The following is a 14223-nucleotide window of genomic DNA, read 5'->3' as shown; positions in this document are numbered from 1 at the left end:
TCACGCCCCGCATGTCACCTCGGTGGTGCCCGGGCATGGAATCATGGCCGCATCGGCCCAACCGGTGGGCCGCTGCCTTGGGTTGGCGATGGCACAGGACCACAGGCCACAGCCTTCAGGGGGAGGAACGATGGCGGACACCTTCGGACCGATGCGGGGCGGGGGCGCCGGCGACGATGTCATCGGCAGGGACCCGGACGCGGACTCCGCACGCAAGGAGCCGATCAGGGTCCTGGTCGTGGACGACCACGCCCTCTTCCGGCGCGGCCTGGAGATCGTCCTCGCGGCCGAGGAGGACATCCAGGTCGTCGGTGAGGCGGGCGACGGCGCCGAGGCCGTGGACAAGGCCGCCGACCTGCTCCCCGACATCGTCCTGATGGACGTCCGTATGCCCCGGCGCGGCGGCATCGAGGCCTGCACCTCCATCAAGGAGGTCGCGCCCAGCGCGAAGATCATCATGCTGACGATCAGCGACGAGGAGGCCGACCTCTACGACGCGATCAAGGCGGGCGCGACCGGATATCTGCTCAAGGAGATCTCGACCGACGAGGTGGCCACGGCCATTCGCGCGGTGGCCGACGGGCAGTCGCAGATCAGCCCCTCGATGGCGTCGAAACTCCTCACCGAGTTCAAGTCGATGATCCAGCGCACCGACGAGCGCCGGCTGGTGCCCGCGCCCCGGCTGACGGACCGGGAGCTGGAGGTCCTCAAGCTCGTGGCGACGGGGATGAACAACCGGGACATCGCCAAGGAGTTGTTCATCTCCGAGAACACCGTGAAGAACCACGTCCGCAACATCCTGGAGAAATTGCAGCTGCATTCCAGGATGGAGGCCGTGGTCTACGCGATGCGGGAGAAGATCCTCGAGATCCGCTAGCGCTGTCCGAGAAGCCCGGACAGTTCTCGGGTGAGGGGCTCGCGCAGCTCGGGTGCGTCCACGCGTTCCACGCGCACGTCCGTGCAGTTCACCCAGGTCGCCGCCTCGACGAGGGCCTGGGCGACCGCGGGCGCCGCCTTCGGGCCGTCCAGGGTGACCTGCCTGGCCACCAGCGTGCGGCCCTCGCGGGCCGGGTCGACGCGGCCGACCAGCCGGCCGCCGGCGAGCACCGGCATGGCGAAGTAGCCGTGGACCCGCTTGGGCCTGGGCACGTACGCCTCCAGGCGGTGGGTGAAGCCGAAGATCCGCTCCGTGCGTGCCCGCTCCCAGACCAGGGAGTCGAACGGCGACAGCAGCGTGGTGCGGTGCCGGCCGCGCGGCGGCGTCGCCAGGGCGGCCGGGTCGGCCCAGGCCGGCCTGCCCCAGCCCTCGACCTCCACCGGCACCAGGCCCGAGTCGGCGATCACCGCGTCGACCTGCTCGCCCTTGAGGCGGTGGTAGTCGGCGATGTCCGCGCGGGTGCCGACACCGAGGGACTCGCCCGCCAGCCGGACCAGGCGGCGCAGACACGCGGTGTCGTTCAGCTCGTCGTGCAGCAGCTCGCCGGGGATCGCGCGCTCGGCGAGGTCGTACACCCGCTTCCAGCCGCGCCGTTCCACGCACACCACCTCGCCGTACATCAGCGCGCGCTCGACGGCGACCTTGGTGCCCGACCAGTCCCACCACTCGCTCGTCCGCTTGGCGCCGCCCAGTTCCGTGGCGGTCAGCGGCCCCTCCGTGCGCAGCTGCTTGACGACCTGGTCGTAGACACCGGCGGGGAGGTCGTGGTTCCAGTGCGGGCGGTTGCGGTAGGCGCGGCGGCGGAAGGCGAAGTGCGGCCACTCCTCGACGGGGAGGATGCAGGCCGCGTGCGACCAGTACTCGAAGGCGTGGGTGTGCGACCAGTACGCGGCCTCCACGGCCTTGCGGCCGACCGCGCCCAGGCGGGCGTACGGCACGAGTTCGTGGGATCGGGCGAGGACCGAGATCGTGTCGAGCTGCACCGCGCCGAGGTGGCGCAGCACCCCGCGGACACCGGCACGCCGGTCGGGTGCGCCGAGAAGGCCCTGGGCCCGCAGCACGATCCGGCGGGCGTCGTCCGCGGTGAGGGTGGTGGTGGGGCGCGGGAGGGTCGTCATGGTCCGGACGATAGAGGGTGCCACTGACAGCCCGCACCCAGCTGTGCCTTCCTCACGAACGGGCGGGCAGGTAGGGGGCGGTGGAGGGCAGGCCGAGGTCCGAGGGAAGGAGGGAGCCGACCCAGCAGTCCCGGCGTACTCCCTTGTTGTTGAGGGCGGAGCGCAGGGTGCCCTCGGTGGTGAAGCCCGCGTGTTCGGCCACCGCGCGGGAGGCGTGGTTGCCCACCTCGGCGCGCCATTCGACCCGGTCGACGCCGACCTCGGTGAAGATCCACCGGCAGGCGGTGAGGGTGGCCTCGGTCATGTAGCCGTTGCCGCGGTGCTCCCGGGCCGCCCAGAAGCCGATCTCGGCCATGCCCAGGGAACGCATCGTCAGGCCGAGGACGCCGGCCAGTGCGCCGCCGGTGAGGAACACGCCGAAAGTGAACATCGACGCCTGCGTCCAGCCGTCGGGGACGATCTGCTCGGTGAAGGTGAGCGCGTGTTCCGGCAGATACGGCGAGGGGATCGTCGTCCAGCGCTGGATGTCGGGGTCCTGTACGGCCACGTACACCGCGTCGGTGTCGGCGGGGCCGACGGCGCGGAGCAGGAGACGGTCCGTGGTGAGCGTGACGGGTCGCATCGCCCGATTCTGCTCGGCGCGCCCCCGGGTGGCCATCCGGTTCCGCGTTGTGTGATCAGATGATCACTTTCCGTGCAAATCCCGGTCCGGTGCGGCACTATCCGGCCGCCCCGTCCGTTGTCCCGGGTGAAGCAGCCGCCGCGTCGCCAGGCCTCCCGGCGCAGCCGGGTCCTCGCATACGATGGCCGTTGCTCAGTACGTCACAAGGAAACCCGACCGTCCCAGGCCCGACCGGCAAGGAGACCAGCCCCCGTGTCCGTCCTCTCGAAGATCATGCGTGCAGGCGAAGGCAAGATCCTGCGCAGGCTGCACCGCATCGCGGACCAGGTCAACTCCATCGAAGAGGACTTCGTCGACCTCTCCGACGCCGAGCTGCGCGCCCTCACCGATGAGTACAAGCAGCGGTACGCCGACGGTGAGAGCCTGGACGACCTGCTCCCCGAGGCGTTCGCCACCGTGCGCGAGGCCGCCAAGCGTGTCCTCGGCCAGCGGCACTACGACGTCCAGATGATGGGCGGCGCCGCGCTGCACCTCGGCTATGTGGCCGAGATGAAGACCGGTGAGGGCAAGACCCTCGTCGGCACGCTGCCCGCTTACCTGAACGCCCTTTCCGGGAAGGGCGTCCACCTCATCACGGTCAACGACTACCTGGCCGAGCGTGACTCCGAGATGATGGGCCGCGTCCACAAGTTCCTGGGCCTGGAGGTCGGCTGCATCCTCGCCAACATGACGCCGGCCCAGCGTCGTGAGCAGTACGCGTGCGACATCACGTACGGCACGAACAACGAGTTCGGCTTCGACTACCTGCGCGACAACATGGCCTGGTCGCAGGACGAGCTGGTCCAGCGCGGCCACAACTTCGCCATCGTGGACGAGGTCGACTCCATCCTCATCGACGAGGCCCGTACGCCGCTGATCATCTCCGGCCCGGCCGACCAGGCCACCAAGTGGTACGGCGACTTCGCCAAGCTGGTCACGCGCCTCAAGCGCGGTGAGGCCGGCAACCCGCTCAAGGGCCTGGAAGAGACCGGCGACTACGACGTCGACGAGAAGAAGCGCACGGTCGCCATCCACGAGTCCGGGGTCAGCAAGGTCGAGGACTGGCTGGGCATCGACAACCTCTACGAGTCGGTGAACACCCCGCTCGTGGGTTACCTGAACAACGCCATCAAGGCCAAGGAACTGTTCAAGAAGGACAAGGACTACGTCGTCATCGACGGCGAGGTCATGATCGTCGACGAGCACACCGGCCGTATCCTCGCCGGCCGCCGCTACAACGAGGGCATGCACCAGGCGATCGAGGCGAAGGAAGGGGTGGACATCAAGGACGAGAACCAGACGCTCGCCACGATCACCCTCCAGAACTTCTTCCGCCTGTACAAGAAGCTGTCCGGCATGACCGGCACGGCGATGACCGAGGCCGCCGAGTTCCACCAGATCTACAAGCTCGGCGTCGTCCCCATCCCGACCAACAAGCCGATGGTCCGCGCGGACCAGTCCGACCTCATCTACCGCACCGAGGTAGCGAAGTTCGAGGCGGTCGTCGACGACATCGCCGAGAAGCACGAGAAGGGCCAGCCGATCCTCGTCGGCACCACCTCCGTCGAGAAGTCGGAGTACCTCTCGCAGCAGCTCAGCAAGCGCGGCATCCAGCACGAGGTGCTCAACGCCAAGCAGCACGACCGCGAGGCGCAGATCGTCGCCCAGGCCGGCCGCAAGGGCGCGGTGACCGTGGCCACCAACATGGCCGGCCGTGGTACGGACATCAAGCTCGGCGGCAACCCCGAGGACCTCGCCGAGGCGGAGCTGCGCCAGCGCGGCCTCGACCCCGAGGAGCACATCGAGGAGTGGGCCGCGGCCCTGCCGGCCGCCCTGGAGCGGGCCGAGGCGGCGGTCAAGGCCGAGAAGGACGAGGTCGAGGCCCTCGGCGGGCTGTACGTGCTGGGCACCGAGCGGCACGAGTCGCGCCGCATCGACAACCAGCTGCGCGGCCGTTCCGGCCGCCAGGGCGACCCCGGCGAGTCCCGCTTCTACCTCTCCCTCGGCGACGACCTCATGCGGCTGTTCAAGGCCCAGATGGTCGAGCGCGTGATGTCGATGGCGAACGTGCCGGACGACGTGCCGATCGAGAACAAGATGGTCACGCGCGCGATCGCGTCCGCGCAGGCGCAGGTGGAGACCCAGAACTTCGAGACGCGCAAGAACGTCCTGAAGTACGACGAGGTGCTCAACCGGCAGCGCGAGGTCATCTACGGCGAGCGCCGGCGCGTACTGGAGGGCGAGGACCTCCAGGAGCAGATCCAGCACTTCATGGATGACACGATCGACGCGTACGTCGCCGCCGAGACCGCCGAGGGCTTCCCCGAGGACTGGGACCTGGACCGGTTGTGGGGCGCCTTCCGGCAGCTGTACCCGGTGAAGATCACCGTCGACGAGCTGGAGGAGGCGGCCGGCGACCGCGCGGGCCTGACCGCCGAGTTCCTCTCGGAGTCCATCAAGGAGGACATCCACGAGCAGTACGCCTCCCGTGAGGCGCAGCTCGGCTCCGAGATCATGCGGGAGCTGGAGCGCCGGGTCGTGCTGTCGGTCCTGGACCGCAAGTGGCGCGAGCACCTCTACGAGATGGACTACCTCCAGGAGGGCATCGGTCTGCGCGCGATGGCGCAGAAGGACCCCCTGGTCGAGTACCAGCGCGAGGGCTTCGACATGTTCACCGCCATGATGGAGGGCATCAAGGAGGAGTCCGTCGGCTACCTGTTCAACCTGGAGGTCCAGGTCGAGCAGCAGGTCGAGGAGGTCCCGGTCGAGGAGCCCCTGCCGGTCGGCGAGGGCGTGCACGACACGGTGCCGGCGCAGGCGGGCGCGCGTCCCGAGATCCGCGCGAAGGGGCTGGACGTTCCGCAGCGGCGGGAGCTGCACTTCTCCGCGCCGACCGTGGACGGTGAGGGCGGCATCGTCGAGCGTGACCTGGAGGACGAGGAGCCGGTGCGGTCCGAGTCGGACGGGCTCACCCGCGCCGAGCGCCGCCGGCAGGCCAAGGGCGGACGCCGCCGCAAGAAGTGACGCCGATTGCTCGAAGCGGGCCGGATCCCTCCGGGGGTCCGGCCCTTCGCGTTGCCGCGCGGGTACGAGGGTGAGGGAGCGTGGGGGTGGGTGTCGGGTGCGGGTGCGTGGGGGTTGAGCGCGCGGTTCCCCGCGCCCCCGGGGGATCGCGGTCGACGTCGTCCCCATACAGCTGGGCTCGGCTGTGGCCCCCAGGGGCGCGGGGAACCGCGCGACCGGCCCACCGCACCCGCACCCGCACAACGACCCCCCGCCCCCCCGCAGGGCTACCGCGGGCCCGTTTCCACGGCTGTGCAGCGCCAGCGGAGGTCCTTGCCCCGTTCCAGGCGGAAGGCCAGGGCGCGGAACCGGTCCCCGGCGCTGACGCGGGCGAAGACCTCGAGCGCGCCTTCGCTGGGGACGTAGTAACCGATGTCGTGGACGACCGGGCGGGGGCCGAGCGTGCGCAGGGGGCTGTGTTCGGCGAGGCGGGCGAGGTCGTCGTAGGCGCGGCCCGCTGTGTGGCGCAGCATCCAGTGGACGGGCCGCTGACCGCTCAGGACGGCCAGCAGACGGTCGGCGAAGAGGTCCGTCGGGCGAGGGGGCCGTACGGTCGGCACCGGCCCGACGGGAGGCTCCTGCGGGACGGTGAGGGCGGCTGCCGGCCGGCTGGGCGTGCGGGGCGGCGCACCCCCGGGGCGGCGGGAGTCGCGGCGGTTCGGCGGGCGGTGCCGCGGCCGGGGCTGGGCGGCGGCGCGGTTCATGACCTTGTTCATGGGGGTCCCCGTTCGGCGGGCCGGTTGATACCGGGCGGTAACTAGCTGGTGGGGATCTTGTACGGGCCGCGGCGGGCACGGGCAAGGAAGTGGCGGCGGGCGGGGCGGGGGCCGCGAGGTTCACCTATCCGAGGGAGGCGAGGGGCCGCGCACCGCGTCGGGACGCAGCGGGGGAGGGTGAACCGGCGGACGGGAGTGGACGCTCCGGCGGTGTCGGGCAGGGGCCCGAAAGGGGACCGGGCGCACGTATCCTGAAGGCCCGCCGGGAGGCGCGCCAGCCGCTTCCTCCCGGGGCCCAGCGGAGCCTTTGACCAGGAAAGAGCGGCCAGCATGCGCGTCTACGTCCCCCTGACCCTCACCGCTCTCGCCGAGGCGCACAAGACGGGTGAGCTGGGCAGCGGGCCCCTCGTGGCGTACGCCGTCACCCCCGCGCTGCGCGAGTGGTACCTCTCCGACGACATCGAGGAGCTGGAGTACGCGGCGCTCGGCCGGGCCGCCGCCGCCTCGCTGCGGCTGCTGGCGGCCGATCCGGGCGCGGTGCGGCGCCGGGTCGTCGTCGCCGTGGACGTGCCCGACGGCGCCGCGAGCGCCGACCCCGACCGCGGGCTCGACCCGGCCGCCCTGGGCGAGGTGACGGTGCGGACGGCGGTGCCGCTGGCGAAGGCCGCCGCCGTGCACCTCGACGCGGACGACGCGGAGCGGGACGTGCGCGCGGCGGCGGACGCGCTCGCGGCGGCGGACGGCGGCGACGACGACGCGCGGTTCGTGGTGGACGGCGCGGACGACCACGAGCTGCTGTGGTACGCCACGCAGGAGATCCCCAACCTGGTCGGACGGGGCTGACCTGGGCAGGAGCCGTGGCTGTCAGTGGCGGCGGGTACGGTTTTCGACATGGGGACGCAGGCAAGCGCGCACATCGTCTGGGACTGGAACGGAACGCTGTTCCACGACAACGACGCGATCATCGGGGCGACGAACGCGGCCTTCGCCGAGCTGGGCCTCGCGCCGATCACGCTGGAGCAGTACCGCTCGCTGTACTGCGTGCCGGTGCCGAAGTTCTACGAGCGGCTGCTCGGCCGGCTGCCGACGGGTGCCGAGTGGGAGCTGATGGACGCGGTCTTCCACCGGCACTACGCCGAGCACCGGGTGCGGTGCGTGCTCACCGAGGGCGCGGCGGAGCTGCTCGCCGGGTGGCGGTCGGCGGGACACAGCCAGTCGCTGCTGAGCATGTACGGGCACGAGGACCTGGTGCCGTTGGTGCGGGGCTTCGGGATCGAGGCGCACTTCCTCCGGGTCGACGGGCGTAGGGGTCCGTCCGGTGGCAGCAAGGCCGAGCACATGGTGCGGCATCTGGAGGCGCTGACGGGGCGGGTGGCGCCGGAGCGGACCGTGGTGATCGGGGACGCGGCGGACGACGCGGTCGCCGCGCTGCACGTGGGTGCGCGGGCCGTGCTGTACACCGGGGGCTCGCACAGCCGGGCCGGTCTGGAGGCCGTCGGGGTGCCGGTGGTGGACACGCTGGCCGAGGCCGTGGCGGAGGCGCGGAGGATATCGGCGTAGCCGGGCGGTGGCACCGGTGGCACCGGTGGCCCGGAGCCGGGCCGCTCCGGGCCGTATGCGGTGCCGTCGGTCACGCCGGCGTGGCCGGTGCCTTCGTGCGCAGGATCTTCAGGAACTCCCGCATCCACGCCGGGTGGTCCGGCCACGCGCGGGCGGAGACCAGCGTGCCGTCCACGACCGCCTCGGTGTCCTGGAAACCCGCGGCGGCGGCCTGCATGTCGGGTTCCAGCGCGGGGTAGGCCGTGACCCGGCGGCCCTGGAGGGAGTCGATCGCGGCGGTGAGCAGCGGGCCGTGGCAGATCTGGGCGACCGGCTTGTCCGCGTCGAAGAAGGCCTTGAGGATCTTGCGGAGCTCGGGGTCGTTGCGCAGGTACTCGGGGGCCCGGCCGCCGGGGATGACCAGGGCCGCGTACCGGCCGGGGTCGACCTCGGCGAAGGCCAGGTCGGCGGGCCAGGTGTACCCGGGCTTCTCGGTGTAGGTGTCGTAGCCGGGTTCGAAGTCGTGGACGACGAAGCGGAGGGTCTTGCGGGTGGGGGCCGCGATGTGGACGTCGTAGCCTTCCTCGCGCAGCCGCTGGTAGGGGTAGAGGACCTCCAGGGACTCCGCCGCGTCGCCGGTGACGATCAGGATCTGGGTGGGCATGGTCGGCTCCTCCGGGCAGACTCCGGGCACACCGGGCAGCGTCCCCCCGCCGGAGGCGCTTGCCAAGGGGGCCCGGTGTCTCTCAGGGTGCGTCCGCGGGAGCGGGGGCGCGACCGGATCGCCGGTTACGCCACCTGGACGGATACCGCCGCTGTGCAGAACGTCAAACTTCACCCCTCGGTTTTGTACACATACGGCTCATGACGGGTCCCGGGTGCGGGGCGATAGCCTTGTGGCGTGATCAGCGCGATATCCCGCGGGGGCGATGCCGCTCCTGCCCTGCGCCCGGGCCGCACGGAATACCTCCGTGACCGGGCGGCGATCGCCGATCTTCGCGGGCGGGACGGGGGCACCGGTGCCCCCAGGACGCCGAGGACGCTCCGGGACACGGCGGTGCCGAGAGCAGCGTCACAGTCGACGGGCGTGCCGGAAATGGCCGAATACCCCCCACGAATCTCACTTCGCGGCATAGCGTCGGAACGGACCGGAGACCCCGGGCCGTGGCGTCGAGCCGGGAGGAAAGAGACCGTACTTCCTTCTACGTCACGCAACGGCGCGCGACAGGAGCCAGAGGACAATGCAGACCAAGCTGGACGAAGCCAAGGCCGAGCTGCTCGAACGGGCCGCCCGGGTAGCTGAGAACAGCCCGGTCGGGGGGCACCTACCGACCGGGACGACGAGCGAGGGCGGCTCCGGCACCCCGGACGGCGAATCCCTGCTCACGTTCCTCCAGCGCTACTACCTGCACACCGCGCCGGAAGACCTCGCCGACCGCGACCCGGTCGACGTCTTCGGCGCCGCGGTCTCGCACCACCGTCTCGCCGAGACCCGCCCGCAGGGCACCGCGAACGTCCGGGTGCACACCCCGTCCGTGGAGGAGAACGGGTGGACCTGTAGCCACACCGTCGTCGAGGTCGTCACCGACGACATGCCCTTCCTCGTCGACTCGGTCACCAACGAGCTGACCCGGCAGGGACGCGGCATCCACGTCGTCATCCACCCGCAGTTCGTGGTCCGCCGGGACGTGACCGGCAAGCTGATCGAGGTGCTGGCCGGCCCGCCCGTCGGCGACCTCCCGCACGACGCGCACGTCGAGTCCTGGATCCACGTCGAGATCGACCGGGAGACCGACCGCGCCGACCTCAAGCAGATCACCGCCGATCTGCTGCGCGTCCTGTCCGACGTCCGTGAGGCCGTCGAGGACTGGGAGAAGATGCGGGACACCGCGGTCCGCATCGCCGACGGCCTGGTGGGCGAGCCCGCCCCCGCCGACCTGGCGAAGCCCGAGATCGAGGAGGCCCGCGAGCTGCTGCGCTGGCTGGCCGACGACCACTTCACCTTCCTCGGCTACCGCGAGTACCAGCTGCGCGACGACGACACGCTCGCCGCCGTGCCCGGCACCGGTCTGGGAATACTGCGTTCCGACCCGCACCACGCCGAGGAGGACCGGCACCCGGTCAGCCCCTCCTTCGAGCGGCTCCCGGCCGACGCCCGGGCCAAGGCCCGCGAGCACAAGCTGCTGGTGCTGACCAAGGCCAACAGCCGGGCCACGGTGCACCGGCCGTCGTACCTGGACTACATCGGCGTCAAGAAGTTCGACGCGGACGGCAACGTCGTCGGCGAGCGCCGCTTCCTCGGCCTGTTCTCCTCCGCCGCCTACACCGAGTCCGTGCGCCGCGTCCCGGTGATCCGCCGCAAGGTCGAGGAGGTGCTGGCGCGCGCCGGGTTCTCGCCGCACAGCCACGACGGCCGCGACCTGCTCCAGATCCTGGAGACCTACCCGCGCGACGAGCTGTTCCAGACGCCGGTCGCCGAACTCCAGGCCATCGTGACCAGCGTGCTCTACCTCCAGGAGCGCCGCCGGCTGCGGCTGTACCTGCGCCAGGACGAGTACGGCCGCTACTACTCGGCCCTCGTCTACCTCCCGCGCGACCGCTACACCACCGGCGTCCGCCTCAGGATCATCGACATCCTGAAGGAGGAGCTGGGCGGCATCAGCGTCGACTTCACCGCCTGGAACACCGAGTCGATCCTGTCCCGGCTGCACTTCGTGGTCCGGGTACCGCAGGGCACCGAGCTGTCCGAGCTGTCGGACGCCGACAAGGAGCGCATCGAGGCCCGTCTGGTCGCGGCGGCCCGTTCCTGGGCCGACGCGTTCGCGGAGGCGCTGACCGCCGAGTGCGGCGAGGAGAGCGCGGCCGAGGTGCTGCGCCGCTACAACAACGCCTTCCCCGAGGGGTACAAGGCCGACCACCCGCCGCGTGCGGCGGTCGCCGACCTGGTGCACCTGGAGCAGCTGGGCGAGGACAAGATCTTCTCGCTGAGCCTGTACGAGCCGGTGGGCGCGGCTCCCGAGGAACGCCGCTTCAAGATCTACCAGAAGGGCGGTTCGGTCTCCCTGTCCCAGGTGCTGCCCGTGCTCAGCCGCCTGGGCGTCGAGGTCACGGACGAGCGGCCGTACGAGCTGCGCTGCGCCGACCGCACCACGGCCTGGATCTACGACTTCGGTCTGCGCATGCCCAAGTCGCTCGGCGGCTCCGCCGGCGACTACCTGGGCGGCGACGCCCGTGAGCGGTTCCAGGACGCGTTCGCCGCGACCTGGACCGGCAAGGCCGAGAACGACGGCTTCAACGCCCTCGTGCTGAGCGCCGGGCTCACCTGGCGCCAGGCGATGGTGCTGCGCGCCTACGCCAAGTACCTGCGGCAGGCCGGTGCGACCTTCTCGCAGGACTACATGGAGGACACCCTCCGCAACAACGTCCACACCACCCGGCTGCTCGTCTCCCTGTTCGAGGCGCGAATGTCGCCGGAGCGGCAGCAGGCGGGCCTGGAGATCACCGACGCCCTGCTGGAGGAGCTGGACGCGGCCCTGGAGCAGGTGGCCAGCCTGGACGAGGACCGCATCCTGCGGTCGTTCCTGACCGTCATCAAGGCGACCCTGCGCACGAACTTCTTCCAGGAGGCGCTCGGCGGCGAGCCGCACGCGTACGTGTCCATGAAGTTCGACCCGCAGGCCATCCCGGACCTGCCCGCGCCCCGCCCGGCGTACGAGATCTGGGTGTACTCGCCGCGTGTGGAGGGCGTGCACCTGCGGTTCGGCAAGGTCGCGCGCGGTGGTCTGCGCTGGTCCGACCGGCGGGAGGACTTCCGGACGGAGATCCTCGGCCTGGTCAAGGCGCAGATGGTGAAGAACACCGTCATCGTGCCGGTGGGCGCCAAGGGCGGCTTCGTCGCCAAGCAGCTGCCCGACCCGGCCGAGGACCGGGACGCGTGGCTCGCCGAGGGCATCGCCAGCTACAAGACGTTCATCTCGGCGCTGCTCGACATCACCGACAACATGGTCGCCGGTGAGGTCGTGCCGCCGCAGGACGTGGTCCGGCACGACGGGGACGACACCTATCTGGTGGTCGCGGCCGACAAGGGCACCGCGACGTTCTCGGACATCGCCAACCAGGTCGCCGAGACGTACAACTTCTGGCTCGGTGACGCCTTCGCCTCCGGCGGCTCGGCCGGGTACGACCACAAGGGCATGGGCATCACCGCGCGCGGCGCCTGGGAGTCCGTGAAGCGGCACTTCCGCGAGCTGGGCGTGGACACGCAGTCCGAGGACTTCACGGTCGTCGGCATCGGTGACATGTCCGGTGACGTGTTCGGCAACGGCATGCTGCTGAGCGAGCACATCCGCCTGGTCGCCGCCTTCGACCACCGGCACATCTTCATCGACCCCACCCCGGACGCGGCCGTCTCCTACGCCGAGCGCCGCCGCCTGTTCGAGCTGACCCGCTCCAGCTGGGCCGACTACGACACCAAGCTGCTGTCGGCGGGCGGCGGGATCTTCCCGCGCAGCGCCAAGTCGATCACGCTCAACAGCCACATCCGGCAGGCACTGGGCATCGAGGAGAAGATCTCCAAGATGACCCCGGCCGACCTGATGAAGACGATCCTTCGGGCGCCGGTGGACCTGCTGTGGAACGGCGGCATCGGCACGTACGTGAAGTCGTCGGCGGAGTCCAACGCCGATGTCGGCGACAAGGCCAACGACGCCATCCGCGTCGACGGCGCCGACCTGCGCGTCAAGGTCGTCGGCGAGGGCGGCAACCTGGGCCTGACCCAGCTCGGCCGCATCGAGTTCGCCCTGCACGGCGGCCGGATCAACACCGACGCGATCGACAACAGCGCCGGCGTGGACACCTCCGACCACGAGGTGAACATCAAGATTCTGCTGAACAGCCTGGTCACGGACGGCGACATGACCGTCAAGCAGCGCAACAAGCTGCTCGCCGAGATGACCGACGAGGTCGGTGTCCTGGTGCTGCGCAACAACTACGCGCAGAACACCGCCCTCGCCAACGCCCTGTCCCAGGCCAAGGACATGCTCCACGCCCAGCAGCGGTTCATCCGCCACCTGGTGCGCGAGGGCCACCTGGACCGGGCGCTGGAGTTCCTGCCCACCGACCGCCAGATCCGCGAGCGTCTCGGCCAGGGCCAGGGCCTGACCGGCCCGGAGACGGCCGTGGTGCTGGCGTACACGAAGATCACGGTCGCCGATGAACTGCTGCACACCTCGCTGCCGGACGACCCGTACCTGCGCGCGCTGCTGCACGCGTACTTCCCGACGGCCCTGCGCGAGCGCTTCGCCGACGCGATCGACAACCACCCGCTGCGCCGCGAGATCACCACGACCGTGCTGGTCAACGACACGGTCAACACGGGCGGTACGACGTATCTGCACCGTCTGCGCGAGGAGACCGGCGCCTCGCTCGAGGAGATCGTGCGCGCCCAGACCGTGGCCCGCAGGATCTTCAGCTCGGCGGCGGTGTGGGACGAGGTGGAGGCCCTGGACAACCGGGTCGAGGCCGGCGTCCAGACCCGCATCCGGCTGCACTCGCGGCGCCTGATCGAGCGCGGCACCCGCTGGCTGCTCAACAACCGGCCGCAGCCGCTCCAGCTCGCCGAGACGGTGGAGTTCTTCGCCGAGCGGGTCGAGCGGGTCTGGCAGGAGCTGCCGAAGCTGCTGCGCGGCGCGGACCTGGAGTGGTACCAGCACGTGTACGACGAGCTGTCCGAGGCCGGTGTCCCGGACGAGCTCGCCACCCGGGTGGCCGGCTTCTCCTCCGCCTTCCCGGCGCTGGACATCGTCTCGGTGGCCGACCGCATGGGCAAGGAGCCGCTGGACGTCGCCGAGATCTACTACGACCTCGCCGACCGGCTCGGCATCACGCAGCTGATGGACCGCATCATCGAGCTGCCCCGCGCCGACCGCTGGCAGTCCATGGCCCGCGCCTCCATCCGCGAGGACCTGTACGCGGCCCACGCGGCGCTCACCGCGGACGTCCTCGCGGCGGGCGACGGCACCTCGACGCCGGAGCAGCGGTTCACGGCGTGGGAGCAGAAGAACACCGCGATCCTGGGCCGTGCCCGCACCACCCTGGAGGAGATCCGCGGCTCGGACTCCTTCGACCTCGCCAACCTGTCGGTGGCGATGCGCACGATGCGGACGCTGCTGCGGACGCACTCGTAGCCGT

The 14223-nt window shown here is 70.8% G+C and carries 9 protein-coding genes; 5 read left to right on the top strand and 4 right to left on the bottom strand.

Annotated elements, in window-relative coordinates; translation table 11 throughout:
* Positions 1-130: 130 nt before the first annotated feature.
* Positions 131-877 carry a response regulator transcription factor gene (locus AB0F03_RS14830; protein ID WP_361990789.1) on the top strand — a complete coding sequence of 249 codons (747 nt, stop codon included), beginning with the start codon at positions 131-133 and terminating at the stop codon, positions 875-877.
* Here the strand turns inward: AB0F03_RS14830 and AB0F03_RS14825 are convergent.
* Both AB0F03_RS14825 and AB0F03_RS14820 read right to left on the bottom strand, forming a co-directional pair.
* Positions 874-2055 carry a crosslink repair DNA glycosylase YcaQ family protein gene (locus AB0F03_RS14825; protein WP_361990787.1) on the bottom strand — a complete coding sequence of 394 codons (1182 nt, stop codon included), beginning with the start codon at positions 2053-2055 and terminating at the stop codon, positions 874-876. The genes AB0F03_RS14830 and AB0F03_RS14825 overlap by 4 nt on opposite strands.
* A 52-nt stretch (positions 2056-2107) precedes the next feature.
* Complete coding sequence (locus tag AB0F03_RS14820) at positions 2108-2677, bottom strand: GNAT family N-acetyltransferase (protein WP_361990784.1); 570 nt, start codon at positions 2675-2677, stop codon at positions 2108-2110.
* Positions 2678-2929: 252 nt separating this feature from the next.
* Here AB0F03_RS14820 and secA point away from each other — a divergent pair, with 252 nt between their 5' ends.
* Positions 2930-5740, top strand: coding sequence for a preprotein translocase subunit SecA (secA, locus tag AB0F03_RS14815; protein ID WP_361990781.1), 2811 nt, complete (start codon positions 2930-2932; stop codon positions 5738-5740).
* Positions 5741-6006: 266 nt separating this feature from the next.
* Here the strand turns inward: secA and AB0F03_RS14810 are convergent, their stop codons facing one another.
* Positions 6007-6495 carry an Rv3235 family protein gene (locus tag AB0F03_RS14810; protein ID WP_361990778.1) on the bottom strand — a complete coding sequence of 163 codons (489 nt, stop codon included), beginning with the start codon at positions 6493-6495 and terminating at the stop codon, positions 6007-6009.
* A gap of 330 nt (positions 6496-6825) precedes the next feature.
* On the opposite strand from AB0F03_RS14810, the gene AB0F03_RS14805 reads away from it, so the two are divergent.
* Both AB0F03_RS14805 and AB0F03_RS14800 read left to right on the top strand, forming a co-directional pair.
* Positions 6826-7338: a hypothetical protein gene (locus AB0F03_RS14805; RefSeq protein ID WP_361990775.1), complete on the top strand. Its 513-nt coding sequence runs from the start codon at positions 6826-6828 to the stop codon at positions 7336-7338.
* Between the two features lie 48 nt (positions 7339-7386).
* Positions 7387-8055, top strand: a complete 669-nt coding sequence (locus AB0F03_RS14800; protein ID WP_361990772.1) for an HAD family hydrolase — start codon at positions 7387-7389, stop codon at positions 8053-8055.
* 70 nt (positions 8056-8125) lie between these two features.
* Here the strand turns inward: AB0F03_RS14800 and AB0F03_RS14795 are convergent, their stop codons facing one another.
* Complete coding sequence (locus AB0F03_RS14795; RefSeq protein WP_361990769.1) at positions 8126-8698, bottom strand: DJ-1/PfpI family protein; 573 nt, start codon at positions 8696-8698, stop codon at positions 8126-8128.
* A 577-nt stretch (positions 8699-9275) separates the two neighbouring features.
* Between AB0F03_RS14795 and AB0F03_RS14790 the strand changes: the two genes are divergently transcribed.
* Entirely contained in the window at positions 9276-14219 is a 4944-nt protein-coding gene (locus AB0F03_RS14790; RefSeq protein WP_361990767.1) for an NAD-glutamate dehydrogenase, read from the top strand.
* Positions 14220-14223 lie beyond the last annotated feature (4 nt).

The organism is Streptomyces sp. NPDC028722 (assembly GCF_040637655.1).
Taxonomy (GTDB): domain Bacteria; phylum Actinomycetota; class Actinomycetes; order Streptomycetales; family Streptomycetaceae; genus Streptomyces.
The sequence above is the reverse complement of the archived record's forward strand: the minus strand, read 5'-3'. Positions and strand labels throughout refer to the sequence as shown.

Coding starts and splice junctions, on each gene's coding strand:
- AB0F03_RS14790 (WP_361990767.1), top strand. CDS start 9,276: ATGCAGACCAAGCTGGACGAAGCCAAGGCCGAGCTGCTCGAACGGGCC.
- AB0F03_RS14805 (WP_361990775.1), top strand. CDS start 6,826: ATGCGCGTCTACGTCCCCCTGACCCTCACCGCTCTCGCCGAGGCGCAC.
- AB0F03_RS14810 (WP_361990778.1), bottom strand. CDS start 6,495: ATGAACAAGGTCATGAACCGCGCCGCCGCCCAGCCCCGGCCGCGGCAC.
- AB0F03_RS14800 (WP_361990772.1), top strand. CDS start 7,387: ATGGGGACGCAGGCAAGCGCGCACATCGTCTGGGACTGGAACGGAACG.
- AB0F03_RS14830 (WP_361990789.1), top strand. CDS start 131: ATGGCGGACACCTTCGGACCGATGCGGGGCGGGGGCGCCGGCGACGAT.
- AB0F03_RS14825 (WP_361990787.1), bottom strand. CDS start 2,055: ATGACGACCCTCCCGCGCCCCACCACCACCCTCACCGCGGACGACGCC.
- AB0F03_RS14820 (WP_361990784.1), bottom strand. CDS start 2,677: ATGCGACCCGTCACGCTCACCACGGACCGTCTCCTGCTCCGCGCCGTC.
- AB0F03_RS14795 (WP_361990769.1), bottom strand. CDS start 8,698: ATGCCCACCCAGATCCTGATCGTCACCGGCGACGCGGCGGAGTCCCTG.